Source organism: Saccharomonospora sp. NPDC046836 (assembly GCF_040645195.1).
In the GTDB taxonomy this organism is placed as follows: Bacteria; Actinomycetota; Actinomycetes; order Mycobacteriales; family Pseudonocardiaceae; genus Prauserella_A.
In genome coordinates this window covers 1-26,088 of record NZ_JBEYXW010000013.1, presented here as the reverse complement: position 1 = coordinate 26,088, position 26,088 = coordinate 1, and the positions used below count along the sequence as shown (strand labels likewise).

The 26,088-nt window shown below is 68.5% G+C and carries 22 protein-coding genes and 1 pseudogene; 11 read left to right on the top strand and 12 right to left on the bottom strand.

All coding sequences use genetic code 11. The features are described 5' to 3' along the window. Nucleotides 1-84: 84 nt before the first annotated feature. From ABZ863_RS16620 to ABZ863_RS16610, 3 genes are all read right to left on the bottom strand, one after another. Nucleotides 85-831 carry a hypothetical protein gene (locus ABZ863_RS16620; protein WP_358536082.1) on the bottom strand — a complete coding sequence of 249 codons (747 nt, stop codon included), beginning with the start codon at nucleotides 829-831 and terminating at the stop codon, nucleotides 85-87. 147 nt (nucleotides 832-978) lie between these two features. Further along, nucleotides 979-1,479 carry a peptide deformylase gene (gene def / locus ABZ863_RS16615; protein WP_358536080.1) on the bottom strand — a complete coding sequence of 167 codons (501 nt, stop codon included), beginning with the start codon at nucleotides 1,477-1,479 and terminating at the stop codon, nucleotides 979-981. An 84-nt stretch (nucleotides 1,480-1,563) separates the two neighbouring features. Beyond that, nucleotides 1,564-6,156 (bottom strand): ATP-dependent helicase, encoded by a 4,593-nt coding sequence (locus ABZ863_RS16610; protein WP_358536078.1) that lies wholly within the window; start codon nucleotides 6,154-6,156, stop codon nucleotides 1,564-1,566. 139 nt (nucleotides 6,157-6,295) lie between these two features. On the opposite strand from ABZ863_RS16610, the gene ABZ863_RS16605 reads away from it, so the two are divergent. After that, the gene (locus tag ABZ863_RS16605; protein ID WP_358536076.1) at nucleotides 6,296-8,212 is read left to right on the top strand and encodes an Hsp70 family protein; all 1,917 of its coding nucleotides are present in this window, start codon (nucleotides 6,296-6,298) and stop codon (nucleotides 8,210-8,212) included. Nucleotides 8,213-8,219: 7 nt separating this feature from the next. On the opposite strand, the gene ABZ863_RS16600 is transcribed toward ABZ863_RS16605, so the two are convergent. After that, entirely contained in the window at nucleotides 8,220-8,342 is a 123-nt protein-coding gene (locus ABZ863_RS16600; protein WP_358536074.1) for a hypothetical protein, read from the bottom strand. A 60-nt stretch (nucleotides 8,343-8,402) separates the two neighbouring features. Between ABZ863_RS16600 and ABZ863_RS16595 the strand changes: the two genes are divergently transcribed. The 3 genes from ABZ863_RS16595 to ABZ863_RS16585 all read left to right on the top strand — a co-directional run bounded on the left by ABZ863_RS16595 (nucleotide 8,403) and on the right by ABZ863_RS16585 (nucleotide 10,433). After that, entirely contained in the window at nucleotides 8,403-8,597 is a 195-nt protein-coding gene (locus ABZ863_RS16595; RefSeq protein WP_358536072.1) for a DUF3046 domain-containing protein, read from the top strand. Nucleotides 8,598-8,786: 189 nt separating this feature from the next. After that, nucleotides 8,787-9,827 carry a recombinase RecA gene (gene recA, locus ABZ863_RS16590; RefSeq protein ID WP_358536070.1) on the top strand — a complete coding sequence of 347 codons (1,041 nt, stop codon included), beginning with the start codon at nucleotides 8,787-8,789 and terminating at the stop codon, nucleotides 9,825-9,827. Between the two features lie 78 nt (nucleotides 9,828-9,905). Beyond that, complete coding sequence (locus tag ABZ863_RS16585; protein ID WP_358536337.1) at nucleotides 9,906-10,433, top strand: regulatory protein RecX; 528 nt, start codon at nucleotides 9,906-9,908, stop codon at nucleotides 10,431-10,433. Between the two features lie 73 nt (nucleotides 10,434-10,506). On the opposite strand, the gene ABZ863_RS16580 is transcribed toward ABZ863_RS16585, so the two are convergent. The 3 genes from ABZ863_RS16580 to edd are packed head-to-tail and all read right to left on the bottom strand — an operon-like array spanning nucleotide 10,507 to nucleotide 14,492. After that, on the bottom strand, nucleotides 10,507-11,958 hold the full coding sequence (locus tag ABZ863_RS16580; protein ID WP_358536068.1) for a lipase maturation factor family protein: 1,452 nt from the start codon (nucleotides 11,956-11,958) through the stop codon (nucleotides 10,507-10,509). Nucleotides 11,959-11,982: 24 nt separating this feature from the next. Next, nucleotides 11,983-12,609, bottom strand: a complete 627-nt coding sequence (gene eda / locus ABZ863_RS16575; protein ID WP_358536066.1) for a bifunctional 4-hydroxy-2-oxoglutarate aldolase/2-dehydro-3-deoxy-phosphogluconate aldolase — start codon at nucleotides 12,607-12,609, stop codon at nucleotides 11,983-11,985. Further along, on the bottom strand, nucleotides 12,606-14,492 hold the full coding sequence (gene edd, locus ABZ863_RS16570; RefSeq protein WP_358536064.1) for a phosphogluconate dehydratase: 1,887 nt from the start codon (nucleotides 14,490-14,492) through the stop codon (nucleotides 12,606-12,608). Before edd ends, eda begins: the two co-directional genes overlap by 4 nt. A 236-nt stretch (nucleotides 14,493-14,728) precedes the next feature. On the opposite strand from edd, the gene ABZ863_RS16565 reads away from it, so the two are divergent. The 4 genes from ABZ863_RS16565 to ABZ863_RS16550 are packed head-to-tail and all read left to right on the top strand — an operon-like array spanning nucleotide 14,729 to nucleotide 18,539. Further along, a complete protein-coding gene (locus tag ABZ863_RS16565) occupies nucleotides 14,729-15,013 on the top strand; it encodes a hypothetical protein (protein ID WP_358536062.1) in 285 nt (94 codons plus the stop codon). A 17-nt stretch (nucleotides 15,014-15,030) separates the two neighbouring features. Further along, the gene (locus tag ABZ863_RS16560) at nucleotides 15,031-15,837 is read left to right on the top strand and encodes a hypothetical protein (RefSeq protein WP_358536334.1); all 807 of its coding nucleotides are present in this window, start codon (nucleotides 15,031-15,033) and stop codon (nucleotides 15,835-15,837) included. A 25-nt stretch (nucleotides 15,838-15,862) separates the two neighbouring features. Then, a complete protein-coding gene (locus ABZ863_RS16555) occupies nucleotides 15,863-17,779 on the top strand; it encodes a fumarate reductase/succinate dehydrogenase flavoprotein subunit (RefSeq protein WP_358536060.1) in 1,917 nt (638 codons plus the stop codon). A gap of 4 nt (nucleotides 17,780-17,783) precedes the next feature. Continuing rightward, complete coding sequence (locus ABZ863_RS16550; RefSeq protein WP_358536058.1) at nucleotides 17,784-18,539, top strand: succinate dehydrogenase/fumarate reductase iron-sulfur subunit; 756 nt, start codon at nucleotides 17,784-17,786, stop codon at nucleotides 18,537-18,539. A gap of 77 nt (nucleotides 18,540-18,616) precedes the next feature. Here the strand turns inward: ABZ863_RS16550 and ABZ863_RS16545 are convergent, their stop codons facing one another. The 4 genes from ABZ863_RS16545 to ABZ863_RS16530 all read right to left on the bottom strand — a co-directional run bounded on the left by ABZ863_RS16545 (nucleotide 18,617) and on the right by ABZ863_RS16530 (nucleotide 21,918). Further along, the gene (locus tag ABZ863_RS16545; RefSeq protein WP_358536056.1) at nucleotides 18,617-19,507 is read right to left on the bottom strand and encodes an amino acid ABC transporter permease; all 891 of its coding nucleotides are present in this window, start codon (nucleotides 19,505-19,507) and stop codon (nucleotides 18,617-18,619) included. After that, entirely contained in the window at nucleotides 19,504-20,172 is a 669-nt protein-coding gene (locus ABZ863_RS16540; protein WP_358536054.1) for an amino acid ABC transporter permease, read from the bottom strand. The genes ABZ863_RS16545 and ABZ863_RS16540 overlap by 4 nt, the downstream gene beginning before the upstream one ends. 94 nt (nucleotides 20,173-20,266) lie before the next feature. Then, the gene (locus ABZ863_RS16535) at nucleotides 20,267-21,085 is read right to left on the bottom strand and encodes a glutamate ABC transporter substrate-binding protein (protein ID WP_358536052.1); all 819 of its coding nucleotides are present in this window, start codon (nucleotides 21,083-21,085) and stop codon (nucleotides 20,267-20,269) included. A gap of 104 nt (nucleotides 21,086-21,189) precedes the next feature. Next, nucleotides 21,190-21,918: an amino acid ABC transporter ATP-binding protein gene (locus ABZ863_RS16530; protein ID WP_358536331.1), complete on the bottom strand. Its 729-nt coding sequence runs from the start codon at nucleotides 21,916-21,918 to the stop codon at nucleotides 21,190-21,192. 284 nt (nucleotides 21,919-22,202) lie between these two features. On the opposite strand from ABZ863_RS16530, the gene miaB reads away from it, so the two are divergent. The 3 genes from miaB (at nucleotide 22,203) to ABZ863_RS16515 (ending at nucleotide 25,689) form a co-directional block, all read left to right on the top strand. Next, nucleotides 22,203-23,687, top strand: coding sequence for a tRNA (N6-isopentenyl adenosine(37)-C2)-methylthiotransferase MiaB (miaB, locus tag ABZ863_RS16525; RefSeq protein WP_358536050.1), 1,485 nt, complete (start codon nucleotides 22,203-22,205; stop codon nucleotides 23,685-23,687). Continuing rightward, complete coding sequence (locus tag ABZ863_RS16520) at nucleotides 23,684-24,184, top strand: hypothetical protein (RefSeq protein ID WP_358536048.1); 501 nt, start codon at nucleotides 23,684-23,686, stop codon at nucleotides 24,182-24,184. Before miaB ends, ABZ863_RS16520 begins: the two co-directional genes overlap by 4 nt. Nucleotides 24,185-24,336: 152 nt before the next feature. After that, on the top strand, nucleotides 24,337-25,689 hold the full coding sequence (locus ABZ863_RS16515) for an MFS transporter (RefSeq protein ID WP_358536046.1): 1,353 nt from the start codon (nucleotides 24,337-24,339) through the stop codon (nucleotides 25,687-25,689). 51 nt (nucleotides 25,690-25,740) lie between these two features. Here the strand turns inward: ABZ863_RS16515 and ABZ863_RS16510 are convergent. Beyond that, nucleotides 25,741-26,088: pseudogene (locus ABZ863_RS16510) on the bottom strand (succinate--CoA ligase subunit alpha); the annotation flags it as partial.

Below are 26,088 nucleotides of genomic sequence, written 5' to 3'. Positions count from 1 at the left end.
GCGGGCGCCGGAATCAGCAGGTGACGGGGCCGGTCTATCGCGGCCACCGGTCCCGAGCACGCCACAGCCCCGCGGGCGCCGGAGTCAGCAGGTGACCGATACCGGTGCGCCGGCAGTGAACGAGACGTGCACGTGGTCGTAGTGGTTTGCCGTGACGCCACCGCGATCTTCCATCAGTGACCAGCCGCTGCCGTCGTTGTACCGCTGCTTCCAGATCACGTAGGTCACGCCGAACTCGGCCTTGTGCGCCAGGACGTAGTCGGCCAGTGCGTCACCGGTCGCCGAGTCGACCATGAAATCGAGCGCCAGACCCGACGGGTGCTCGCTGGTTCCGGAACGGTCGCCGACACCGAGGACGGAGTTGACCTGGAACTTGGTCAGGATGTGGTTGCCCGCCTGCGCGACGGACGGCTGTGTCCCCGCCAGGTCTGTCGAGCACTGCGCCGGAGGGGGCGGTGGTGGCGGCGGTGGCGGCGGTGGCGGAGGCGGAGGAGGCGGTTCCTCGCTGGTGGTCTCCTCCGTCGTGGTTGTCGTCGTCGTGGTGGTTGTCGTGGTGGTCGTGGTCGGCAGGACCGTTGTGGTCGGCCGTGCCGTCGTCGTGGTGGTCGTGGGAGATGGCCGGGTAGTCAGTGTGGCGGAGAGCGCGGTCCGGTGCGGTGTCGACGGAGTTCCCGGCGAGGCTGCGAGAGCGGCACCTCCCGCCGGGCGGTCGTCGTTCCACCAGCCGTTGGTGACCCAGACCGTGAAGACCAGCATGCCCGCCGCGACGAGGCCCAGTGCTGTAGGCAGCTTCCACGACGGTGAGTTCTTCGCGCGATGTCGACCGACCATATCTGTCCTCGGAGCCTCGATAACGTCAAGAGCTCGGCCAGATTACGAACCGGCAACGGCGAAGTCATGATGGAGTGACGATGACCACAGATCGTTAAGGCAACCTTCTTGCGTTCACTCGATTGGATTACTTCGTTCGAAGTTTCTCTACCGAGACCAGAACCAGTCGTGCTGGCGGGCCTCGCGCATCGCCTGCCGTCGCTGGTCGGGATCGAGCCGGTCGAGGTAGAGCATCCCGTCGAGATGATCCGTCTCGTGCTGCAGGCACTGCGCGAACACGCCGTCGCCTTCGACGGTCACCGGTTCATTGCGGAGGTCGACCCCGCGGACGACGGCGTACTTGGCGCGGGTCGTCGGGAACCACAGCTTGGGAACCGACAGGCAGCCCTCCGTGATCTCGTGAGCGTTCTCGGAGAGCTCGACGATCTTCGGGTTGAGCACGTAACCGTGCTTGCCGTCGACCTTGTAGCTGAACGCGCGCAAGCTCACCCCGATCTGCGGTGCGGCCAGCCCCGCCCGCCCGGGTAGGTCGACCGTCTCCAGCAGGTCGTCGACCAGCGCCTTCACCGACTTGTCGAAAGTGGTCACCGGGTCGGTCACGGTTTTCAACACCGGGTCACCGAAGTAGCGCAGGTCGCGCATGGCCATTGTCGGGGTCCTTTCCACAGCTCGCCGTGCAGCCTAGAGAGTTTTGACAGCGGCTTGCGTGTCGGTGCGAGCTGGCAACTCCGGTTACGCCCGGAGGCGCAGTCCCTTGGGTGTTGCGCGGAAACCGGCCTCCCGCAAAATGTCGGCGAGCTCGGAGGTCAGTGCGTGCTCCCCATCGGCCCGCTCGACCTGCAACTGGCCGAGCCAGCCCTCCCGGACAGCCGTCGAGAGCGCCTGTGCCGCCGCGCGCAGCGCAGCGGTGTCCTCGGTGAACGACAGCAGGGACCGTCCGCCCCGCTCGACGTACAGCGCGGGCGTACCGTCGGCGAACACCGTCAGGGCGCCGGCCTTGCGCGCGGGGCGGTGCTTGGTCGTGCCGAGCGGAGCCGGCCACGGCAGTGCCGCCCCATACGGCTGGGCCGGATCGCTGGCCGCCAGCACTACCGCACCCTGCGGAGCCCGGGAACCACTCGTGTCGGACAGCGCCCGCAGCCGGTCCACCGCGCCCCGCGCGGCGAACTGAGCCGCGCCGAGACCCTCGACGACATAGCCGCGGATGATCTGCCCGGAGTCCTCCATCCCCCGCAACACCTTGTAGATACCGGAAAAGCCGCCGGTGACCCGTTCGGTGTCCAGCGCCCCCCGGGTGAGCACGCCGTGGCGTTCGAGGAACGACTCCGTGCGGGCATGGGTGCGCCGTGTGAGGTCCGGCTCCCGATCCGGTGTGAGCCCCCAGCGGCCGGCGACCGTCGGCGGGCCTGTTCGGGACGGCAGCGCGGGCCGGCCGGCGCGCAGCCGGGCATAGCGCCCACGCGGCGTGGAGCGGCGGGGTTTGTGCGCCGCCCCGCGTCCCGACACCTGCGCCCGCAGCGGGGCGAGTGTGTCGCCGGTGGCCAAGCCGGCCCACACCAGGTCCCACAAAGCGGCGACCACGTCGGCGTCGTTCGGCGGCGTTTCCAGCTCGACGCTCACCCTGTCGACGAGCTGCCGGAAGAACAGCGCACCGTTGGCCAAAGTGGACAGTATCGCCGAGTGCAAAGGGCTCTGTGGGGCCGTGTCGTCCACATCGGGCAGCAGCAGGTCGGCGACGTCGGACGGCGCCAACGCGACCCAACCGTCCCCTCCGGACAGTGCGCCGCACCCGCACCACGTCACCTCGCCGGCGGTGGTGAGTTCGTCCAGCAGCGCCGGGTAGTAGCCAGGGAGCCGGCTCGGCAGGATCAGTGACTCCAGCGCGCTCGCCGGTAGTGGCGCTCCGGCCAGTTGCTCGACCGCCGAGAGCACGTCGTCGGCCGTGGGCGCCGACCGCATTCGCGCGCCGATCCCGTGCCAGCCGGGGAGGAACCTGCCCAGCGCGGCCGGTTCGACCGGCTCCACCTCGGCCCGCAGCTTGGCCAGCGATGCGCGCCGCAACCTGCGCAGCACCCCCGCGTCGCAGTACTCGACGCCGCCGGACTCGTACGGCTCTGGTCGCAGCTCTCCACGGACCAGCCTCCCCTCCGATGTCAGCCGGTCGAGCAGGCCGGTGACCACGGCGACGCCGAGGCCGAACCGCTGTGCGACCTGTGCCGCCGCGAAGGGGCCGTGACTGCGGGCATAGCGGATGAGCAGGTCGCCGAGAGGATCGGTCACCGGTTCGGTGAACACCTCCGGCACGCCGATCGGCAGTGCCACGCCGAGTGCGTCCCGGACACGCCCGGCGTCCTCGATGGCGAGGTAGCGCTCCTCGCCGGCAATGCGGACCTCGATCGCGCGGCGCGCGGCGACCAGCTCGGTAAGCCACTCGGGCCGGACGCCGCGGTCGGCGGCCTCGGCCGTGGTCAGATCACCGAGGAACCGCAGCAGGTCGGCCGCGTCCTCCACGTTGCGGGCGTGCCGGTCCTGGTCGAGCCGCTGCAGCGTCCGCTCGACGGCCGCCACCACCTCGGCATCGAGCAGTTCCCGGATCGCCTCGGTGCCGAGTAGTTCGGCCAGCAGCGCCGAGTCCAACGACAGCGCCGCTGCCCGCCGTTCCGCGAGCGGGGCATCGGTCTCGTACAGGAACATCCCGACGTAGCCGAACAACAGGCTGCGGGCGAACGGCGACGCCGACGGCGTTTCCACCTCGACGACCTTCACCTTGCGTGCGCGCACGTCGGCCATCAGCTCACGCAGCCCGCTGACGTCGTAGACGTCCTGCAGGCATTCCCGCATCGCCTCCAGCACCACGGGGAACCGCTCGTACTTGGCGGCAACGCCGAGCAGTTGCGAGGCACGTTGCCGTTGCTGCCACAGCGGTGTGCGGCGGCGCGGATCCCGGCGCGGCAGCAGCAGCGACCGCGCGGCACACTCGCGGAACCGCGCGGCGAACAGCGCGGAACCACCGACCTCGGACACGATGAGCGATTCCACGTCCTCGGGATCGATCAGCACGTCGTCGGCGTGCAGAACGACCTCGCGCCCCTCGTCGTCGAGCGCCTCGGGCAGGCGCAGCACGATCCCGTCGTCGGAATGGGCCACCTGGGCGTCGACACCGCGGTTCTCCCGCAACCTCGCCGCGACTGCCAGCGCCCACGGCGCGTTGACCTGGGCGCCGAAGGGCGAGTGCACCACGACCCGCCAGTCGCCGAGCTCGTCCCGGAACCGCTCCAGCAGGACCGTACGGTCGTTGGGCACGTGCCGGGTGGCCTCGCGCTGCTCGTCGAGGTAGCCGAGCAGGTTGGCACACGCGCGTTCGTCCAGACCCGCTGTCAGCGCCCGCGTCCGCGCCGACTCGGTGTCCGCTGTGGACAGTTCGCGGAGGAAGGCACCCAGCGCCCTGCCCAGTTCCAGTGGCCTGCCCGGTGCATCGCCCTTCCAGAACGGCATCCGGGCCGGCTCACCCGGCGCGGGCAGCACGATCACGCGGTCGTGCGTGATATCGGTGATCCGCCATGAGGAGGTACCGAGCAGGATCGTGTCGCCGACCCTGGACTCGTAGACCATCTCCTCGTCCAGTTCGCCCACCCGCGAGCCCGGCCGCGTGCCGTCGCCCGGGGTCATCACGGTGAACAGCCCGCGATCGGGGATCGTGCCGCCGGAGGTGACCGCCAGACGTTGCGCACCCGGCCTGCCACGCAGCTCGCCGGTCACCCGGTCCCAGGTGATACGGGCGCGCAGCTCGCCGAACTCCTCACTCGGGTACCGGCCCGCCAGCATGTCGAGCACCGCGTGCAACGCGTCGTCGGGCAACGCCGTGAAAGGAGCGGCCCGGCGCACCGTCGCCGTGACGTCGGCGACCGTGCGCGGTTCGAGGGCGACCATGGCCACGACCTGCTGTGCCAGCACGTCCAGTGGGTTGCGGGGATAGCGGATCGCCTCGATCGCACCGCCTGTCATGCGTTCGGCCACCACCGCGCACGACACCAGGTCACCGCGGAACTTGGGGAACATGACGCCGGTCGATACCGCTCCGACGTGGTGCCCGGCGCGGCCGACCCGCTGCAGACCGGAGGCCACCGTCGGCGGCGCCTCGATCTGCACCACCAGGTCGACCGCACCCATGTCGATGCCGAGTTCGAGCGAGGACGTGGCGACAACGCACGGCAGCCGTCCCGACTTCAGCTCCTCTTCCACCCGGGTGCGCTGCTCCCGGGACATGGAGCCGTGATGGGCCTTGGCGATCGTGGCCGCCGCCCCGGTGGCCAGCCCCGACTCGCCGATCGCCTCCGCCGGGTAGCGCTGGCCTCGTACCAGCTCGGTCTGCTCGGCCACGAGCTCGTTGAGCCTGGCGGTGAGCCGCTCGGCCAGTCGCCGGGAGTTCGCGAACACGATCGTGGAGCGGTGGGCGCGGATGAGATCGAGTACGCGCTCCTCGACGGCCGGCCAGATCGAGGGCTTGCGTGTGGCCACGCCGGAGATCTCCTCCTGCGCGTCGATCGGCACGGGCGGTTCGGCCGGTTGTGGCGGCGCGTCGAGCTCGGCCATGTCCTCGACCGGGACCTCGACCCGGACCTCGATCGTCTTGGTGAGCTTCGGCTGCACCACCCGCACCGGCCGTCCGCCGGTGAGGAACGTGCTCACCTCGTCCACCGGGCGCACCGTGGCCGAAAGGCCGATGCGCTGTGCCGGCTTCGGCAGCAGGTCGTCCAGCCTCTCCAGCGACAGTGCCAGGTGCGCGCCACGCTTGCCTCCCGCGACGGCGTGCACCTCGTCGACGATCACCGTCTCGACACCGCGCAACGACTCACGCGCCGAAGACGTCAGGAGCAGGAAGAGCGACTCCGGTGTGGTGACCAGCACGTCCGGTGGTGTCCGGGCGAACTGGCGACGCTCGGTGGCGGTGGTGTCGCCGGTCCGCATGCCGACCGCGATGTCCGGCGGCGGTAGACCCAGCCTGCGGGCTGCCTGCGAGATTCCGGCCAGCGGTGCGCGAAGGTTGCGCTGGACGTCCACGGCCAGCGCCTTGAGCGGCGAGACATAGAGCACCCGGCACCGGTGGGCAGGCGATTCCGGAGGCGGGCCTATCGTGAGCCGGTCCAGCGCCCAGAGAAACGCGGCCAGCGTCTTGCCGGACCCGGTCGGCGCGATGACGAGCGCATGCTCCCCGGCGTGTGCTGCCCGCCAGGCTCCCTCCTGGGCGGCGGTGGGCGCGGCGAACGCCCCCGCGAACCAGTCACTGGTCGCGGGGGAGAAGAGTCCGAGCACGTTCCTGCCCACGACACCATCATGGCGCCTGGCACCGACAACTTCGCCGTGCGCCCGCGCTGAGCTGGGAATCCCGCGGGTCGGTCCACACGAGCGAGCCGGACATGGCAGCATCACCGCGAGCGCGTGCTACATCAACAAGGGGAGTGCTGTGCGGATTCTGTCCGTGGACCTCGGTACGTCCAACACCGTTGCCGTCCTGTCCGCACACGGCCGCCCGCCCCGGGTGGTCGAGGTGGACGGATCCGCGACGATGCCCTCGGCGGTGTTCGCGGAGGAGGACGGCACGCTGGTCGTCGGGCGAGACGCCGAGCGCCGCGCGCGGTTGGACCCGACCCGGTTCGAACCGAACCCGAAGCGCCGCGTGGACGAGCAGACCCTGCTGCTCGGCACCGATGTGGTCCCGGTCAACGAGACGCTGGCCGCGGTGCTGCGCCGGGTGCTCGACGAGACGACCCGCCAGCTGGGCGGCGAGCAGCCCGACGAGATCCGGCTGACCCACCCTGCGCAGTGGGGACCGGTTCGCCGCAACGTGCTGCTGTCGGCGGCCCGCCTGGCCGGCATGACCGGCTCCGTGTCGCTGGTGCCCGAGCCCGTCGCGGCGGCTGCCCACTTCGCGTCGTTCCCCGGCAAGGCGCTCGCCCCTGGCCAGACGCTGGCCGTCTACGACCTGGGGGCGGGTACGTTCGACGTCGCGGTGGTGGGCGCGACGCAGAGCGGCTACGCCGTGCTGGCCGAGGACGGCCTGCCGGACCTCGGCGGTCTCGATGTCGATCAGGCGCTGCTCGTGCACGTCGGGCGGGAGGTCTCGCACCGGGATCCGCAGCGCTGGCAGCGGCTGCTGCGCCCGGAGTCCACCGCCGACCGGCGTACCCGCCGGGCGTTGCAGGAGGATGTGAAGGCAGCCAAGGAGGCCCTGTCGCGGTTGCCGCAGACCGAGGTGCCGATGCCGGAGCCGTTCGCCGACGTGCTCGTCACGAGGGCCGAGCTGGAGGCGCTCGTGCGGCCTGCCATGCTGCGCAGCGTCGAGCTGCTGGCCAGAACGGTCCGCTCGGCGGGTCTGAGCCCCGACCGGCTCGCCGGCATCTACCTGGTCGGAGGTTCCAGCAGGCTTCCGCTCGTCGGCACGCTGCTCGCCGAGAAACTCGGCGTGGTTCCTGCCAGCCTCGACCAGCCGGAGACGGCCGTGGCGCTCGGCGCGCACCACGTCGCGGCGGACGGCATCAGCATGCGCACGCAGAACGTCGATGGCCAGCTCGCCGCCGCGGGGATTCCGCCGCAGGCGCCTTCTGCCACCGGCCCACACCAGCCGCCGCAGGTCGCCGCTATCCCGGGCGGGTACCAGCCCGGATACCCGCAGCAGCCCGCGTACCCGGCGAGCGGACCGCAGCCCGCGCTCGTCTCGCCGCCGCTGGGCACCCCACAGGCGGCGCCCGCGAACTTCCCGTCCTACCCGGCGGCACAGCAGACCACCGGAAAAGGCAGGCGCCGCACGCTGCTGATCGGTGCCGTGGTCGCGGCCGTGGTGCTGCTCGCCGCTGGTGCCGTGTTCTTCTTCCTGCCCTCGTCGTCGGCGACGACCTACACCGCCGAGGAATGCCGTCAGCCCGGGCAGTCCGACCAGCAGGGTTTCACCGGCTGTCTGCGCCAGCTCGCCGGCGGCATACCCGAGAGCAGCCAGTGCGGGCCGGGCACGGGTACCGGGCCAGCGGCCGCGTCGAACGAGGAGGAGCTCGGGGTGACGGTGACCTGCTCGGCCCCTGGCCTGGCCGGTGCCCAGATCACCTACCTGCACGGCACGTCGGCCGACGTGCTGAAGCAGTACACCGACGGGTTGCTGAGCCGCACCGGAGGCGGTGACCGGGTCGAGGCCGAGTGGCGTGGCAATGCGCTCGACGGGCGGTACTCGGCGTCGGTGGGGCGCAACTCCGGTGTGCTGGTCTTCACGGTCAAGGACCGCCCACTGGCGGGGTTCGTCTACCAGGTCAACGCCACCGGCGAGGGCGAGGCGACGACCCCGGGCAACCTGGCCGACTACTTCGAGCAGAACGTTCAGCCGGGCGAGTAGCCAGCCGTCACTTCCGCCCGTTGCGGCGGGCGTTGACGATGAGAACGATCAGTGCTGCGCTCACTGTGACTATGGAGGCGATCGTCAGTGCGGTCGACCCGAGTCCGGATGCCTCCTGTGCAAGCTGCATGCCTGCACAGTACGTCGTCCCGACCGAGCGGAGGCACTTCGCGCCGCTAGTCTTGGCTCGATGCGGATCACGGTGTTTCGACGGCAGATGGCCGAGGAGTTCGGTGCGGCCCGCGCCGAGACGCTGGCCAAGGACCATGTGCTCAGCGGCCTCGGGGGGCGCACGATCGAGGAGGCGCTCACGGCCGGGGTGTCGGCCAAGGAGATCTGGCAGGAGGTCTGTGCCGAGTTCGGGATCCCGCCTGAGCGCCGCTGACCGGCCGGAAATCCTAGCGGCACGGTGTGTCAGTTTCGACCTCGAACACGTGTTCGGCTATCGTGTTGTCCACATCGGGGTTGTCTGTCCACAGATTTCCGCGCAGACCGGGAACTGTCGGACCTGGCCCGTAACGTCGAGCCCAACAGAGCACAACTGCAACAGCCAATAGCCAATGAGGTGGATTCCATGCCAGCAGCACCGGACAAGGGCAAGGCGCTCGATCTAGCTCTTGCCCAGATCGACAAGCAGTTCGGCAAGGGGTCGGTGATGCGGCTCGGTGAGGACAGCCGGCCGCCGATCGAGGTCATTCCCACCGGCGCCATCGCCCTCGACATCGCGCTGGGCATCGGAGGCCTGCCGCGCGGGCGCATCGTGGAGATCTACGGCCCGGAGTCCTCGGGTAAGACGACGGTCGCGCTGCATGCGGTGGCCAATGCCCAGAAGGCGGGCGGCATCGCGGCGTTCATCGACGCCGAGCACGCGCTCGACCCCGAGTACGCCAGGGCGCTCGGTGTGGACACCGATGCACTTCTGGTCTCCCAGCCGGACACCGGTGAGCAGGCGCTCGAGATCGCGGACATGCTGATCCGCTCCGGCGCACTCGACATCCTGGTGATCGACTCGGTCGCCGCGCTGGTGCCGCGCGCCGAGATCGAGGGCGAGATGGGTGACTCCCACGTCGGCCTCCAGGCGCGCTTGATGAGCCAGGCGCTGCGCAAGATCACCGGCGCACTGAGCAACTCCGGCACCACCGCGATCTTCATCAACCAGCTCCGGGAGAAGGTCGGCGTGATGTTCGGCTCCCCGGAGACCACCACCGGTGGTAAGGCGCTCAAGTTCTACGCCTCGGTCCGCCTTGACGTGCGCCGCATCGAGACCCTGAAGGACGGCGGCGAGGCGGTCGGTAACCGCACCCGCGTGAAGGTCGTGAAGAACAAGGTCGCGCCGCCGTTCAAGCAGGCGGAGTTCGACATCCTGTACGGCGTGGGTGTCTCCAGGGAGGGCTCGCTCATCGACATGGGCGTCGACCAGGGCATCGTGCGCAAGTCGGGCGCCTGGTACACCTACGAGGGCGACCAGCTGGGGCAGGGCAAGGAGAACGCGCGGCGGTTCCTGCGGGAGAACCCCGACATCGCCAACGAGATCGAGAAGCGCATCAAGGAGAAGCTCGGCATCGGAGCACAGCTCGACGCCGAAGACACCGCACCCGCGCCGGTTGACTTCTAAGGACGCCGCCGCGTGGGCGAGTGGAACCCCGGCGAGGCGAACACATCAGGCGCACGGTCGGCACAGCGTGGTCGAGCGATTCCGATCGCGGAGCTGACACCCGAGGAAGCGCGGAAGAAGGCCAAGGAGATCTGTTTCGATCTCCTGGCCGCCCGACCGCGGACCAAGGACGAGCTTCGCCAGGCGCTCCGGCGGAAGGGCTTCGACGAGCAGACCCGGGAAACACTGCTCGGCAAGCTCGATGATGCCGGGCTCGTGGACGATGCGGCATTCGCCGAGATGTGGGTACGCTCTCGCCACACCTACCAAGGACTGTCGAAGCGCGCGCTGGTCGCCGAGCTGAAACGCAAGGGCGTCGATGGCGACGTCGCCCTGGAAGCCGCCGGCGAGATCGACCGGGACGCCGAGGAGGAACGGGCGCGGCAGTTGGTGCGCAAGAAGCTGCGCTCCCTGGGGGATGTTGACGAGCAGACCGCGACCCGGCGGCTGCTCGGGGTGCTCGCCCGCAAAGGGTATCCGCAGGGCCTGTCGTACACGGTTGTCCGCGAGGAGCTCCGCGACGCGGGTGCCGAATCCACGATGCTGGATGACGTCGCGCTCGATTAGGCCGTTGTCGCTAGGTCGCGCAGCCACGGCGCCGGCGCTGCTCGCGCCGGGCCACTGGAGCAGTCTACGTTCCCTAGTCCGGCATTCCTACGGGCACCACGGCACCATGGGCGTCGAGACGGCAGGTCCGGACCACGGTCGCCACGGGCTCGCGAACCCACCAGGCCCCGGTCTCCCGGCGTTCTTCCCGCGTGGTGTACCGGTAGTGAAACAGCCTCGCCCGGACGAACGTCGGTGGTGAGTCCGGGAATGGGTTGCGCCGCAACAGTGCCAGCGTCGCCTGGTCGCCGGTCAGCAGCCTGGTGACCAGTTCGGGCAGCCAGTGCGCGCCGTAGCGGGAGGACAGCGAGACGAACCACAGCATCCAGTCCAGCCTTAGGTGATAGGGCGCGATCTGCGGCGGGCGGCGGTGTGGGTCGCCGGGCTTGCCCTTGAACTCGTACTCCCGCCACTGGGTCCGCTCGGTCAGCTCGGCCGCGTCGGCACCTTCGATGATCACCTCGTGGCGATCGCGCGTGATGCTGCCGAACGCCCCGTAGGTGTTGACCAGATGCCATCGGTTGAAGCTGTAGTTCATGAGCTGCCCGCGGCCCAGCAGGTTACGGATCGGCCAGTAGCTCAGCACGATCACGCCCAGAGTCACCGCCAGCACCACACCCCGGTACCACGGTGGTGCCGCGGTGACCGGAGGTGAGCCGAGGGGGAGGATCGTGCCGTCGACAGCGGCGACGGCGAGCGTGATGGTGATGAGGTTGAGCCAGGCGAAGTTGCCGCTCACCATCAGCCAGCCCTGCGTGACGATGATGATGCCGGCGGCGACCGTCGCGGCGGGTTGTGGTGCGAACAGTACGAACGGCACCACCAGTTGCGCGACGTGGTTGGCGGCGACCTCGGCTCTGTGCAGTGGCTTGGGCAGGTGGTGGAAATACCAGCTCAACGGTCCGGGCATCGGCTGGGTTTCGTGGTGGTAGTACAGGCATGTCAGGTCACGCCAGCACCGGTCTCCGCGCATCTTGATCATGCCGGCGCCGAACTCGACCCGGAACAGCAGCCACAGCAGGAGCCACAACACCGGCGCAGGCGGCGCGACGTGGGCCGGGCCGAGGAAGATCGCGAGGAATCCCGTCTCGAGCAGCAGGGACTCCCAGCCGAACGCGTACCACGTCTGCCCGACGTTGACGATGGACAGGTACAGCATCCAGGGAATCGCCCACACGAGCAGGTTCGTCCAGATGGGCAGCGGATCCGCCAGGCCGGCCAGCAGCCCGGCCGACACCACGGCCCCGGTTCCGGCGACGATCAGGAAGAACCGGTCCGAGTAATGGAAATGGAACAGGCTCGGCGAATCACGAAACGGCACGTGTCGCAGGAAACGGGGAACCGGCAGCAGGCCGTGCTCACCCAGGAGCGCACGGAACTGGTTGAGCGCCACCAGGAACGCGAGCAGGTAGATCGCGGCCAGCATTCGCTGGAACACCAGCCGCGACGCCCAATAGTCCGGATCGCCGAACCAGGCCCAACTCACCGCAGGCGTCTCTCCTTCGAGACGTCACCGCCCGAGGGCCGAGGCTTCCTTCGCCAGCGCTTCGATCCGCCTGTAGTCCCGAGCGGCGAGTGCGTCCTTGGGGGTCAACCACGTGCCACCCACACACCCTACGTTCGGCAGCGTGAGATAGCGCGGTGCGCTCTCCACCGTGATTCCGCCGGTCGGGCAGAAGTGGAGGTCGGGCAGCGGACCGCCGATCGCGCTCAGCGCGGCGGTGCCGCCGCTCGCCTCGGCCGGGAAGAACTTCAGGGTGTCCACGCCCCGCTCGGACAGCCGCATGGCCTCCGACACGGTGGCCGCTCCTGGCAGGAACGGCAGGCCGGTCGCGAAGGTCGCATCGAGGACGGCATCGGTGCTGCCGGGCGTCACCAGGAACGCCGCGCCCGCATCCGCGGCCTGCCGTGCGTGCTCGGGCCGGGTCACCGTGCCTGCGCCGACCACGATGCCCGGAACCTTCGCGGCGACGGCGGCGATGGCCTCGAGCGCCACGGGGGTGCGCAGCGTCAGCTCGATCGCACGGATACCCCCGGCCAGCAGCGCCTGCGCAACCGGGACCGCGTCCCCGGCATCGTGCAGCACCACCACCGGCAGCACCGGTGACAACCCGAGTAGCTCACGGCTCGTCGTCATGCCGTACCTCCCACACTGACCTCCGTCGGCGCGCCGAAATGTTCTGGTGTGACGGGCCCGAACACGCTCGCGCCCTGATCCGCCGGGCCGACCGAGCGCCGCAGCGCCGCGAACAGCTCCCGCCCGGTCCCGGTCCACTCTGTCTCAGCCGGCGGGTTGTCGGTGAGCTCCCGCGCGGCCAGCTCGCCCGTGTCGACGAGCACGTCGAGCTCACCGGCTTCGGCGTCGAGCCTGACGAGGTCCCCGTCGGCGACCTTGGCGAGCGGACCACCCGCCGCGGCTTCCGGGGTCACATGGATCACCGCCGGTATTTTGCCGGACGCCCCGGACATGCGGCCATCGGTGACGAGGGCGACCTGGTGTCCCCGGTCCATCAGCACCCCGAGCGCCGGGGTGAGCCCGTGCAGTTCCGGCATCCCGTTCGCCCGCGGGCCCTGGTTGCGGATGACCACCACGACATCGCGGTCGAGTTCCCCGGCGCGGAAGGCACGATCGAACTCCGCCTGCGTGGCGAACACGCGCGCCGGCGCCTGCACCATCCGGTGTTGCGGCGCGACCGCCGACACCTTGATCACCGCGCGGCCCAGGTTGCCCGACACCATGCGCAGGCCGCCGTCGGGCGCGAACGGGCGTTCCGCCGGGCGCAGGACGGCCTCGTCGAGGCTGTGCGGGGTGCCGTCCCGCCAGGCCAGCGTGCCGTCGTCGAGGTAGGGCTCCTGCCGGTACCGGTGCAGGCCAGTGCCGGCGACAGTGCGTACGTCGTCGTGCAGCAGGCCGGCATCCAGCAGCGTGCCGACGAGGAACTGCACACCACCGGCTGCCTGGAAGTGGTTGATGTCGGCGCTGCCGTTGGGGTAGACGTTGGCCAGCAACGGGACGACGGCGGAAAGCTCGGCGAAGTCGTCCCAGGTCAGCTGGATACCGGCCGCCGCGGCGATCGCGACGAGGTGCAGCGTGTGGTTGGTCGACCCGCCGGTGGCCAGCAACGCGACCAGCCCGTTGACGACCGCGCGCTCGTCGATTACCTCGGCCAGTGGGGTGTACTGCTCCCCACGGGCGATCGCGACGATGCGCCGTGCCGCCTCTTCGGTCAGTGCCCGCCGCAGTGGCGTGCCGGGGTGCACGAAGCTCGCGCCCGGCAGGTGCAGACCCATGACCTCGACCACGAGCTGGTTGGAGTTCGCGGTGCCGTAGAAGGTGCAGGTGCCCGGCGAATGGTACGAGGCCGATTCGGCGTCGAGCAGGTCCGCACGGGTGGCCCTGCCCTCGGCGTAGAGCTGGCGCACGCGGACCTTCTCCTTGTTCGGCAGGCCCGAGGTCATCGGCCCCGCGGGAACGAGGATGGCGGGCAGGTGCCCGAAGGACAGCGCTCCGATCAGCAGGCCAGGAACGATCTTGTCGCAGACCCCGAGCAGCAGCGCCCCGTCGAACATCTCGTGCGACAGCGCGACACCGGTGGCCATCGCGATCACGTCGCGGCTGAACAGCGACAGCTCCATGCCCGCGCGGCCCTGGGTGATGCCGTCGCACATGGCGGGTACACCGCCGGCGAACTGGGCGACCCCGCCCGCGTCCCTGGCGGCGTCCTTGATCCAGGCCGGGAACTCGTCGAACGGCTGGTGTGCGGACAGCAGGTCGTTGTAGGCGGACACGATCGCGATACCGGGCTTGGCCAGGCCGCGGATGGCGAGCTTGTCGGGTCCCGCGCAGGCGGCGAAGCCGTGGGCCAGGTTGCCGCAGCCGAGACCCGAGCGCGTCGTGCCTGCCGAGGCGGCGGCGGACACGCGGGCGAGGTAGGCGGCGCGGCTGCCCGCGCTGCGGGCGGCGATGCGCGCGGTGACCTGAGCGAGGACGGGGTGGACGGTGTCGGGCACTGGGTTCACGAGCAGCTCCGGTCGCTTCACTGGAAGTGGCAGGCGGCGGACGGCAGCACTGGCGTCGCGGCTGGGCAGTGACAACTGACACGATACAGATAGCCCGTCTTGCTTTCAAAATCGATTAAGAGAGCGACAAATAGTGATCCCGATCACGGTCACACTCGGAGTGTGCTACTTGTCACACTTGTCGCTGGAAGGCAGAGTCGGCCATAGGCGCCGGAAGTGATTCGGAGGGCACGCGTATGTCCAGTACAGAGCTGAGCGAACTCCGCCGGACCATCGGACAGCTCAGGCAATGCGTGGGTGCGTTGCGCGCCCGCTACGGGGAGGCGCCCGCGGTGCGCCGGCTCGTCAACGACGTTGAGCGGCTCGACATCGACGCGGTCGAGCTGGACCGGATTGCGCCGGTTCCCGCGCAGGCGGGGCCGGTCGACAAGGTTCCGGTGCCAGACACTCCCTACGACCCCGCCCTGTGGGAGGGCGCGGACGACGAGGGCGTCGGCGGCTACCAGCGCCACCAGCGGTGACGGCGTCGGCGGGCAACGTGGCCGGCCCCGACACCACCGTCCCCGCCCGCTCGCGGGCGACCATCGCCGCACGCACGCTGCGTACCGACCGTTGGTGGCTGCCACCGCTGCTGACCACACTCGGCCTGGCTGCGTTCCTCGTGTACGCGACCATCCGCTCGTTCCTGCGGGTGGGCTACTACGACGCCCAGTACCACTACCTGTCGCCGTTCTACTCGCCGTGTCTGAGCGACTCCTGCGTGCCCGGCTCGAGCCATTTCGGCACGCCCTTCGGTGAGCTGCCCGGGTTCATTCCGCTGGCGTTCCTGTCGTTGCCGTTCCTGCTCGGGTTCCGGCTCACCTGCTACTACTACCGCAGGGCGTACTACCGTTCGATCTGGCTCGCGCCCCCCGCCTGCGCTGTCGCCGAGCCGCACGCGAAGTACACCGGTGAGACCCGGCTGCCACTGATCGTGCAGAACGTGCACCGGTACTTCTTCTACTTCGCGATTGCCGTGTCGCTGGTCAACACCTACGACGCCATCGTCGCCTTCTCCGGGGAGCGCGGCTTCGGCTTCGGGCTCGGCAACGTGATCCTGCTCGGCAACGTCGTGCTGCTGTGGTGCTACACGCTGTCCTGCCACTCCTGCCGGCATGTCACCGGCGGCAGGCTCAAGAACTTCTCCAGGAACCCGGTCCGGTACTGGATCTGGACACAGGTCAGCAGGCTCAACACGCGGCACATGCAGTTCGCCTGGATCACGCTGGGCACGCTGGTGCTCACCGATCTCTACGTCTGGCTCGTGTCCACCGACGTGATCGCGGACCTGCGCTTCATCAACTGAACAGCACTCTCGAAGGTGGCAACTCATGACCGAGGTCGAGCGGCACAGCTACGACGTCGTGGTGATCGGTGCCGGCGGCGCGGGGCTGCGCGCGGTGATCGAAGCACGGCAGCGCGGCCTGAGTGTCGCGGTGGTGTGCAAGTCCCTGTTCGGCAAGGCGCACACCGTGATGGCCGAAGGCGGTTGCGCGGCCGCGATGGGCAACGCGAATCCCAACGACAGCTGGCAGGTTCATTTCCGCGACACCATGCGCGGCGGCAAGTTCCTGAACAACTGGCGGATGGCTGAGCTGCATGCCAAGGAGGCGCCCGACCGGGTATGGGAGCTGGAGACCTACGGTGCCCTGTTCGACCGCACCAAGGACGGCAGGATCAGCCAACGCAACTTCGGTGGGCACACCTATCCGAGGCTCGCGCATGTCGGCGACCGCACCGGGCTCGAGCTGATCCGCACGATGCAGCAGAAGATCGTGTCGCTGCAGCAGGAGGACTACCGGGAGCTCGGTGACTACGAGGCGAAGATCAGGGTCTTCGCCGAATGCACGATCACCGAGCTGCTCAAGTCGGACGGCCGCATCGCGGGCGCCTTCGGCTACTGGCGCGAGTCCGGCCGTTTCGTGCTCTTCGAGGCACCGGCAGTGGTGATCGCGACCGGGGGCATCGGCAAGTCGTTCAAGGTGACCTCGAACTCGTGGGAGTACACCGGCGACGGGCACGCGCTGGCACTGCGCGCGGGCGCCGATCTGATCAACATGGAGTTCGTCCAGTTCCACCCGACAGGTATGGTGTGGCCGCCGAGTGTCAAGGGCATCCTCGTCACGGAGGGCGTGCGTGGCGACGGTGGCGTACTGAAGAACTCCGCGGGCGAGCGGTTCATGTTCCGCTACATCCCCGATGTCTTCAAAGGACAGTACGCCGACGGCGACGACGAGGCCGATCGCTGGTACGACGACCCCGACAACAACCGCCGCACGCCGGACCTGCTGCCGCGGGACGAGGTCGCGAGGGCCATCAACACCGAGGTCAAGGAGGGCCGCGGCTCACCACACGGCGGGGTGTATCTCGACATCGCCAGCCGGCTGGCTGCCGAGGAGATCAAGCGACGGCTTCCGTCGATGTACCACCAGTTCAAGGAACTGGCCGATGTGGACATCACCAGGGAGCCGATGGAGGTCGGGCCCACCTGCCACTACGTGATGGGTGGTATCGAGGTCGACCCGGACACCGCCTCCGCCAGCGTGCCGGGGCTCTTCGCCGCGGGCGAGTGCTCGGGTGGGATGCACGGTTCCAACCGCCTCGGCGGCAACTCGCTGTCGGATCTGCTGGTCTTCGGCCGCAGGGCGGGGCTGGGCGCCGCGTCCTATGTGGAATCGCTACGGGAGCGGCCCCATGTCGACGACGCCGACGTCGCCGCAGCGGCGAAGCTCGCGCTTGCTCCTTTCGGCCCGCCCGAGGACGGTGTCATCGAGGAGAACCCGTACTCGCTGCACACCGAGCTCCAGCAGAGCATGAACGATCTCGTCGGCATCATCCGTAAGGCGGATGAGATCTCGAAGGCGCTGGACAGGCTCGCCGAGATCCGCAGGCGCCTTGCCGGCGTCACCGTCGAGGGGCACCGTCAGTACAACCCGGGCTGGCACCTGGCGATCGACCTGCGGAACATGTTGCTGGTCAGCGAATGCGTGGCGCAGGCGGCGCTGCGGCGCACGGAGAGCAGGGGCGGGCACACCCGCGACGACCACCCGCAGATGGATGCCAAGTGGCGCAACACCTTGCTCGTGTGCAGTGCCGGAGGCGGCGATTCGCTGGTGCCGCTGGTGACCGTCGTGGCGAAGGCTCAGGAGCCGATGCGACCGGACCTCTTGGAGTTGTTCGAGCTCAGCGAGCTCGAGAAGTACTACACGGAGGACGAACTCGCCGACCACGCGGAGAGGAAGGCCTGAGGAGATGAGTTACGACGCGAAGCTCCGGGTGTGGCGTGGCGACAACGGCAGCGGTCAGCTGCAGGACTTCACGGTCGAGGCCAACGAAGGGGAGGTGGTGCTCGATCTGATCCACCGGCTGCAGGCAACGCAGGCGCCGGACCTCGCGGTGCGCTGGAACTGCAAGGCGGGCAAGTGCGGTTCGTGCTCGGCCGAGGTCAACGGCCGGCCGCAGCTGTTGTGCATGACGCGGATGTCGGTGTTCGACGAGTCCGAGGTCATCACCGTGACGCCGATGCGCACGTTCCCGGTGATCCGTGACCTGGTGACCGACGTGTCGTTCAACTACGCCAAGGCACGGGAGATTCCGTCGTTCGCGCCGCCCCCGAAGCTGAAGCCGGGGGAGTACCGCATGTGGCAGTCCGATGTGGAACGCTCGCAGGAGTTCCGCAAGTGCATCGAGTGTTTCCTGTGTCAGAACGTGTGTCACGTGGTGCGCGACCATGAGGAGAACAAGACGGCGTTCGCCGGGCCCCGGTACCTGATGCGCATTGCCGAGCTGGAGATGCACCCGCTGGATGTGGCCGACCGGCGCGACGAGGCACAGACCGACCATGGCCTCGGTTACTGCAACATCACCAAATGCTGTACCGAAGTGTGCCCGGAGAACATCCACATCACCGACAACGCGCTGATTCCGATGAAGGAGCGCGTTGCCGACCGCCGCTACGACCCGATCGTCTGGCTGGGCAACAAGCTCTTCCGCCGAGGCGGGGACTGATCAGCAGAAGCAGTGAGGGCCACCAAGAACCAGCGGTGAAGCGGGTCTTGGTGGCCCTCACTGTCTTTGACGGCGCGCTAGAGTACGCCGGCGAGCGGTTGGTCTCCGGTGTCGTTAGGGCCGGCGACGGCGCTGGGCGCCCCGCGCCGTCGTTGCCTGCTCCAGTTCGCAAGCCAGGTGGCCAGTGACGTGATGATGAAGTTCAGCACGATGTACACGACGCCGATGACGACCAGCGTGGCGATGGTGTTCGCGCCGTAGTTGTTCGCGATCGGCCGGGACCGGCTGAGCAATTCGGCGAAGCCGAGTGCGGCACCACCAAGCGCGGTGTCCTTCACGATGACCACGACCTGGCTGACGATCGCGGGCAGCATGGCCGTGACAGCCTGGGGAAGCAGAACGTTCGTCATCGTCTGCGTCTTGCGCAAGCCGAGCGCCTGCGCCGCTTCGGTCTGTCCCCGAGGCAGCGAGAGAATGCCTGCGCGGACGACCTCGGCGAGCACTGAGCCGTTGTACAGGACGAGGCCTGTCACGACGGCGTACAGCGGTCGCTGGTCCGAGGGTACGTCAGTGAAGTTGAAGTAGAACTCGTTGGCGAAGAACATCAGAATCAGGACCGGAACCGCCCTGAAGAACTCCACAATGGTCGCCGCGGGCCCGCTGATCCATTTGTGATCGGACAAGCGGAGAATGCCGAACAACGCACCGATCGGCAACGCGATCAGGATCGAAAGAACAGCTGCCGTCAAGGTGTTCAGCAGGCCCGGCAGGATGAACGTGGTCCACACCCGGGAGTCGGTGAAGAACGGGCTCCATTTCGCCCAGTCGAGTTGGTTCTTCTCCGCCATCGTGTCGAGCACCCACCACGCTGCCGCGACGAACACCACGACGAAGGCGACAGCGTAGATGACGTTGCGTGCCTTGGCCTTGGGGCCTGGCGCGTCGTAGAGGACTGAAGGAGCACTCATCGTTTCACCGCCGCCTTCTTGGACACCCACCCGAGAATCAGCCCGGTAGGCAGGGTCAGAATCACAAAACCGAGAGCGAAGATCGCGAAGACCAGGAATATGTTGTCGCTCTCGTTCTCGACCATTTCGCTCATGAGCAGGGACGCTTCGGCGACGCCGATGGTGCTCGCGATCGTGGTGTTCTTGGTGAGGGCGATCAACACACTGGCGAGGGGACCGATGACGGACCGCAGCGCCTGTGGAAGTACCACGATGCTGAGAACCTGTGTGAACCCGAGGCCGAGCGCTCTGGCGGCCTCGGCCTGGCCGACCGGAACGGTATTGATGCCTGAACGGATCGACTCACAGACGAAGGTCGCCGTGTACGCGATGAAGCCCAGCACGGACAGGCGGAAGTTCTGCTCGGAGAAGTCCTGGCCGGCGAGCGTGAAACCCAGCGTCTGGTTGAGGCCGAGCGAGGTCGCGAGGATGACGAGGGTGAGCGGGGTGTTCCGCATGACATTGATATAGGCGGTGCCGAAAGCGCGCATCAGGGGGACCGGGCTCACGCGCATGCCGGCGAGGATCGTGCCCCAGATCAGCGCACCCACAGCAGACAGCGCTGTGAGCTGGACGGTGACCCAGAACGCCCCGAGTACGTCGTACTCGCTCAGAAAGTCGAACACAGTGGGCTCCTCGACAGGACCAAACGACCCTGGGCCGGCCGTGATGGCCGGCCCAGGATCAGTTCGGCTCTTCTTTCAGTGTTGTGTCAGCGGGTCACTGCTCGATGGCTGGGGGCTGCGGGACCTCGTAGCCCGCCGGGCCGAACCACGTCTCGGCCGCCGCCTCCCAGGAACCATCGTCCTGCATTTTCTTGATCGCGTCGTTGATCGCCGTACGGCCCTCGGTGTCGCCCTTGCGCAGACCGACGCCGTAGTTCTCGTCGCTCAACTTGGCGCCGACGAGCTTGAACTTGCCGGCGTTCTGCGCGGCGTAGCCTGCGAGGATCGTGTCGTCGGTGGTCAGCGCGTCGACGGCGCCGTTCTCCAGGCCGGTGAGGCACTCGGAGTAACCCGCGTACTCCTGCAGGTCAGCGTCCTGTGCGAAATCGTCCTTGACGTTCTGTGCCGAGGTCGAACCCCGCACCGAGCACAGCTTCTTGCCGTTGAGCGATTCGGCATCGGTGATCGAGTTGTCGTCGGCGCGGACGAGCAGGTCCTGGTGCGCGAGGAAGTACGGTCCCGCGAAGTCGACCTTCTCCTTGCGCTCGTCGGTGATCGAGTAGGAGGCGACGATGAAGTCGACGTCGCCCCTTTCGATCGCGTTCTCGCGCTGGGCCGACGGCGTCTCGACGAATTCGATGTTGCCTTCTTCGACACCGAGTTCCTTGGCGATGTACTTGGCGACATCGACGTCGAAGCCCTCGTAGCCGCCGTCCGGCGTCTGCAGGCCAATGCCCGGCTGGTCGATCTTGATACCGATCTTCAGGCTGCCGGCATCCTGCGCCCGCTGGACGAGCGAGTCACCACCCGACGCCTCGTCATCCCCACCGTTGCCGCCACCGCAGGCCGCGAGTGCGAAACTCGTGGCTGCCACAAGAGCGCCAACACGCAATACTCGGCTGAACCGCATTTGCTTCGTGTTCCTTCCATCTATCGCCCCGCTGCCGTCGGGGTGCCCGACAGCACACGGGTAGCGAACTAGTGAGTGAGGATCTTGCCAAGGAAGTCCTTGGCCCGCTCGGATTTCGGTGCGGTGAAGAACTCATCCGGGGTGGAGTCCTCGACGATCTCGCCGTCGGACATGAACACGACCCGGTGCGCGGCGCGGCGGGCGAAGCCCATCTCATGCGTGACGACCAGCATGGTCATACCTTCGTCGGCCAGCCCGGTCATGGTGTCGAGCACCTCCTGGACCATCTCCGGGTCCAATGCGGAGGTCGGCTCGTCGAACAGCATCACCTTCGGCCGCATGGCCAGTGCCCTGGCGATGGCCGCACGCTGCTGCTGACCACCGGAGAGCTGGGCCGGGTACTTCTGGGCCTGGTTGGCGATGCCGACCCGCTCGAGCAGCTCCATCGCCGTCTTGCGCGCCTCGGCCGAGGAGACCTTGCGGACCTTCTGCGGCGCCAGCGTCACGTTGTCGAGGATGGTCTTGTGCGCGAACAGGTTGAACTGCTGGAACACCATGCCCACGTCCGCGCGCAGGGCAGCCAGAGCTTTGCCCTCGGCGGGCAGCGGCTTGCCGTCCACCGCGATCTCGCCGGAGTTGATCGGTTCCAGGCGGTTGATGGCGCGGCACAGGGTCGACTTGCCAGAGCCGGAAGGGCCCAGGACCACGACGACCTGCCCCTTGGGGACCTCGAAGTCGATTTCCTTGAGTACGTGCAGGTCACCGAAGTACTTGTTCACCGCGGCCGCCTTGATCATGGGCGGCGCGGGTGTCGCGGTGCTCATTTAACCTCCATCGCGGTGATCTGCTCGGGTCGCGGGGTCTCGCGGGAACGACACCGGCATTCAACACCTTTGGGGCAATCCCGGTATGACGTTCAGATCAAAACGCAACCTTAAGTGCCCGTTCAACTCCGCGTCAGCTGGCCGGCACACTGTGTCCGAACCTTAGCCATTCGGCGATCCACAGGCGTCGTGAGGTGCTTTTTCGCCGTTGACCTACCCTGGTGGGTGCAGGACTACCAGCGCGACCAGGAGATCGGGTGACCAAAAGCTTTTACATCCGCACCTTCGGCTGCCAAATGAACGTGCACGACTCCGAGCGGCTCGCCGGGCAGCTCGAGGAGGCGGGCTACGTGGCGGCTGCCGATGGGGAGGCAGCGGACGTCGTCGTGCTGAACACCTGCGCAGTGCGGGAGAACGCCGACAACAAGCTGTACGGCCACCTCGGGCACCTGCGGCCGCGCAAGGCCGGCAACCCCGGCATGCAGATCGCGGTCGGCGGCTGCCTCGCGCAGAAGGATCGTGGCGAAATCGTTAAGCGTGCCCCGTGGGTCGACGTCGTGTTCGGCACCCACAACATCGGCGCGCTGCCCGTGCTACTCGAGCGCGCCCGGCACAATGCCGAGGCGCAGGTCGAGATCCTGGAGTCGCTCGAGACCTTCCCTTCGACGCTGCCCGCGCGGCGCGAGTCCGCCTACTCGGGCTGGGTCTCCATCTCCGTCGGGTGCAACAACACCTGCACCTTCTGCATCGTCCCCTCGTTGCGCGGCAAGGAACGTGACCGCAGGCCAGGCGAGGTGCTCGCCGAGGTCGAGGCGCTCGTCGCCGAGGGCGTGCTGGAGGTGACCCTGCTCGGCCAGAACGTCAACTCCTACGGCGTCGAGTTCGGTGACCGGCTCGCCTTCGGCAAGCTGCTGCGTGCGTGCGGCTCGGTCGACGGGCTCGAACGCGTCCGCTTCACCTCGCCGCACCCGGCGGCCTTCACCAACGACGTCATCCACGCGATGGCCGAGACGCCGAACGTCTGTCACCAGCTGCACATGCCGTTGCAGTCCGGATCGGATCGCGTGCTCAAGCAGATGCGCCGGTCGTACCGCTCGTCGCGGTTCCTGTCCATCCTGGACAATGTGCGCGCCGCGATGCCGGACGCGGCGATCACGACCGACATCATCGTCGGCTTCCCCGGCGAGACCGACGAGGACTTCGAGGCCACGCTCGACGTCGTGCGGCAGGCGCGGTTCTCCAGCGCCTTCACCTTCCAGTACTCGAAGCGGCCCGGTACCCCGGCAGCCGACATGGCGGGCCAGGTGCCGAAGGCGGTCGTCCAGGAGCGTTACGACCGGCTCGTCGCGCTACAGGACGAGATCGCGTGGGACGAGAACAAGAAGCTCGTCGGCCGCACAGTGGAGTTGCTCGTCGCGGCGGGGGAGGGGCGCAAGGACGCCGAAACCCACAGGATGAGCGGGCGGGCCCGCGACGGCAGGCTGGTGCACTTCACGCCGGAGGGTTCCGCCATCGACACAGCGGTTCGCCCCGGCGACATCGTGGAGACCACTGTGACGTACGCGGCTCCGCATCATCTCGTCGCCGACGGTGCTCTGCTGTCGCACCGGCGGACGCGCGCCGGCGACAACACCGAGGCGGGACTGCGTCCCAAGACCAGCGGGGTGAGTCTCGGCCTGCCGTCCTTCGGTACGCCGGCGCCCGCCACGGCCGGGTCCGGCGCGGGAGGGTGTGCGCTGTGAGCGGCGAGGACGGCAACGGACAGCGCCCGAGTGAGGGCGACGCCGCCGGTCTCGACGAGCTGGGCGCCGACGTCGACGCGGCTGTGAGCCGCGCGGCGAAGACCGTGGAGTTCGGCCGCCGTGGCTTCGGGATCGCCATTGCCGTGTTCGGTGTCGTCGTGGGGCTGCTGTTGCCGTGGGTCGGCGACCACGTCGGCTGGCAGGTGCTCGCCGGCGAAGGTGGGGCGATTCCCCGGCTGTTCGCGACGACGTCCGCCCTCTTCGGTGTCCTGGCGGCCGTGGCGGCACTGTCCACCCGGCGCTGGTGGCTGTGCTGGGTGTGCGCGATCGGCAGCTGGATCTCCGCTGTCGACGGGTTCCTCGCGATCTGGTCGCAGCAGTCCTCCACCGCCAGCGGAGCCGCCGGTGGCGGCCCGGGTATCGGCATGGTGCTCGCGGTGGCCTGCATGCTCGTGCTCGGCGTGCAGTGGATGCGCGTGGCCTGGTCCCGCGACTGACGTTTTTCGTCCCCCAAGGCCACCTTGGTTGCGTTGAACGCAACCAAGGTGGCCTTGGGGGTGGTTTTAGGGCGCAAATCGCTGTTGTCGACATCACACCAGGTTCCTGCGATACTGGCTGCTCCATACTGTATGCAGCGAACAGGTGAGGTATGTCCGTCATGTACAGCGGCACGCCTGTGCCGGTCCTGAAGGAGATCCGCGACTACTACGGCCGGCGCTACCGCGTGGGGCAGACCGATCGTGACCTGCTTGGCCGCTCGCGCACCTGGATGTTCTGGGCGGCATGGGCGGCGATGCTGGTCGCGAGTGTCGGCCAGTACGGCTACGGGGCCCTGATGCCCGTACTCGGCAGCACGCATGGCTGGAGCCTCGCACAGGGTGGCTGGGTGCTCGCCGTATGGATCCTGTGCCAGAGCGGCACCGTGTATCCGGCAGCGCGGTTACGCGGCAGGCTCGGCGTGCCGCCTGCCGTGCCCATGCTCGTTGGTGCCGTGTTGTGCGCGACGGGACTGGTGACGCTGGGCGGCTCCGGCAGCCTCGTCGTCGTGCTGCTCAACCACGGAGTACTCGGCGGCATCGGTGCCGGGCTGATCTACGGCACCTGCCTGGGTGTGGTGGCGAGCTGGTATCCGGAACGGCCTGCGCGGACCGCCTTCGTCGGCGGCGCGTTCGCCTACGGGTCGATCCCGTTCGTCGTGCTCGCCGGCCAGTTCGCCACGCCAGACGGCATCGAGGCGTTCCTCGGCGTCGCCGGCGTGTTGGTCGTCCTGCTGGTCGCGGCCGCCGCCCTGCTGCTGCGTGACCCGCCGGACTACTGGTGGCCCCCGCATGTGGACCCCCGCGAATGGGCGCTCGACAAGTCCGTCAACCGTGGCCTGCGCCGCAACCGCCCACCGATTCGCCGCTATTCGGACGCCGAGATGGTGCGTTCCCCGGTGTTCCGGCTGCTGTATCTGGCGGTGACCTGCCTGACCGCGGTGATCCTCTTCGACATCGCTCACCTCGCCGTGTTCGCCGTGGAAAGCGGGTGGAGTGCGGGCTTCGGTGCGGCCGCGCTGGCTGTGCTCGCCGCGGCGAGTGGTCTCACGAGGACGGCGGAGGGGTGGGCGAGCGACAGGTTCGGCCGGCGCCGGGTCGTGCGGGTCGCGCTCTGTGCCGGGGGAGTGGCGCAGCTGCTGCTCCTGTCGGCCGGGCAGCAGGGCAGTGCGACGCTGCTGCTCCTCGGTGCCGCGCTCGCCGGAGGGGCCGCAGGGGCCTGTTACGGGCTGTTGCCCGGGCTGGTCGAGGGTCATTTCGGTGAGCGACCCGGGTTGCCGAACTTCGGGGTCTTCTACGGTGCCAAGTCCGTGGGTGGGCTGCTCGGGGTCGCGCTCGCGGGGTACGTCGCCGGCAGCGACGGATACGCCGTCGCGTTCCTCGTCGCCGCGGTGCTGAGTGTGACCGGCGCCGGGCTGGTCGGTGCGCTGCGGCTGCCGGGTCTGCCGCGGTTGCCGCTGCCCTGAACGCCGAAGCGGCGGCGCTGGAGGAACCCGGCGCCGCCGCGTGGTCCGCCGTCAGGCGTTGCGGACGAGTTTTCGCGCGAGTGTGGCGGTTTCGGATGGTGTTTTGCCGACTTTGACTCCGGCGGTTTCGAGGGCGTGTTTTTTGGCTTGGGCGGTGCCGGTGGAGCCGGAGACGATGGCGCCGGCGTGGCCCATGGTTTTGCCTTCGGGGGCGGTGAAGCCGGCGACGTAGCCGACGACGGGTTTGGTGACGTTGTCCTTGATGAAGGCTGCGGCGCGTTCTTCGGCGTCGCCGCCGATTTCCCCGATCATGACGATGACCTCGGTGTCGGGGTCGTCTTGGAAGGCGGCGAGGGCGTCGATGTGGGTGGTGCCGATGATGGGGTCGCCGCCGATACC